At 64.2% G+C, this 1,691-nt stretch carries 1 protein-coding gene; it reads right to left on the bottom strand.

Annotated elements, in window-relative coordinates; translation table 11 throughout:
- The coding region (treS, locus tag FPZ41_RS46355; RefSeq protein WP_152870889.1) for a maltose alpha-D-glucosyltransferase at nt 1-1,691 on the bottom strand (1,691 nt) is incomplete at both ends.

Raw genomic sequence — 1,691 nt, 5'->3', positions numbered from 1 at the left:
AGCCGGAACCAGTAGAAGCCGTGGCCTGCGAGGGTGAGGAGGTAGGGGAGTTCTCCGATGGCGGGGAAGCGGACTCCTCCGATGAGTTCGACGGGGTGGCGGCCGGTGTAGGTGCTGAGGTCGAGTTCGGTGGGTTGGGCGAAGCGGGAGAAGTTGTGGACGCACAGGACGAGGTCGTCGGTGGTGTCGTCGGTGGTGTCGTTGGTCTGGGGGGCTTCGCGGAGGAAGGCGATGACGGCGGGGTTGGTGGAGGGGAGTTCGGTGTAGGAGCCGAGGCCGAAGGCGGGGTTCTGTTTGCGGATCTCGATCATGCGGCGGGTCCAGTGCAGCAGTGACGAGGGGGAGGACATGGAGGCCTCGACGTTGGTGACCTGGTAGCCGTAGACGGGGTCCATGATGGTGGGCAGGTAGAGGCGGCCGGGGTCGCAGGAGGAGAAGCCGGCGTTGCGGTCGGGTGTCCATTGCATGGGGGTGCGGACGGCGTCGCGGTCGCCGAGCCAGATGTTGTCGCCCATGCCGATTTCGTCGCCGTAGTAGAGGATCGGGCTGCCGGGGAGGGAGAGGAGCAGGGCGGTGAAGAGTTCGATCTGGTTGCGGTCGTTGTCGAGGAGGGGGGCGAGGCGGCGGCGGATGCCGATGTTGGCGCGCATGCGGGGGTCTTTGGCGTATTCGGCCCACATGTAGTCGCGTTCTTCGTCGGTGACCATTTCGAGGGTGAGTTCGTCGTGGTTGCGGAGGAAGATGCCCCATTGGCAGTGGGAGGGGATGGCGGGGGTTTTGGCGAGGATTTCTGAGACGGGGTAGCGGGATTCGCGGCGGACGGCCATGAAGATGCGGGGCATGACGGGGAAGTGGAATGCCATGTGGCATTCGTCGCCGCCGGACTGGTAGTCGCCGAAGTAGTCGACGACGTCCTCGGGCCATTGGTTGGCTTCGGCGAGCAGGACGGTGTCGGGGTAGTGTGCGTCGATTTCTTTCCGGACGCGTTTGAGGAATTCGTGGGTGGCGGGCAGGTTTTCGCAGTTGGTGCCTTCTGCCTGGTAGAGGTAGGGGACGGCGTCGAGGCGGAAGCCGTCGATGCCGAGGTCCAGCCAGAAGCGGAGTCCGGCGAGCATTTCCTGCTGTACGGCCGGGTTTTCGTAGTTGAGGTCGGGTTGGTGGGAGAAGAAGCGGTGCCAGTAGTACTGCTTGCGGACGGGGTCGAAGGTCCAGTTGGAGGCTTCGGTGTCGACGAAGATGATGCGGGCGTCCTGGAACTGTTTGTCGTCGTCGGCCCATACGTAGTAGTCGCCGTAGGGTCCGGTGGGGTCCTTTCTTGATTCCTGGAACCAGGGGTGCTGGTCGCTGGTGTGGTTCATGACGAAGTCGATGATGACGCGCATGCCGCGTTGGTGGGCGGCGTCGACGAATTCCACGAAGTCGGCGAGGTCGCCGAATTCGGGGAGGACGGCGGTGTAGTCGGAGACGTCGTAGCCGCCGTCGCGGAGGGGGGATTTGAAGAAGGGGGGCAGCCAGAGGCAGTCCACGCCCAGCCATTGCAGGTAGTCGAGTTTGGCGGTCAGCCCTTTGAGGTCGCCGACTCCGTCGCCGTTGCTGTCCTGGAAGGAGCGGACAAGGACCTCGTAGAAGACGGCGCGTTTGAACCACTCAGGGTCCCGGTCCTTGGCGGGCGTGTCCTCGAAAGTGTCCGG

It is taken from the genome of Streptomyces acidicola, assembly GCF_009377235.1.
Classification (GTDB): domain Bacteria; phylum Actinomycetota; class Actinomycetes; order Streptomycetales; family Streptomycetaceae; genus Streptomyces; species Streptomyces acidicola.
This window is presented reverse-complemented; position numbering and strand designations above follow the sequence as displayed.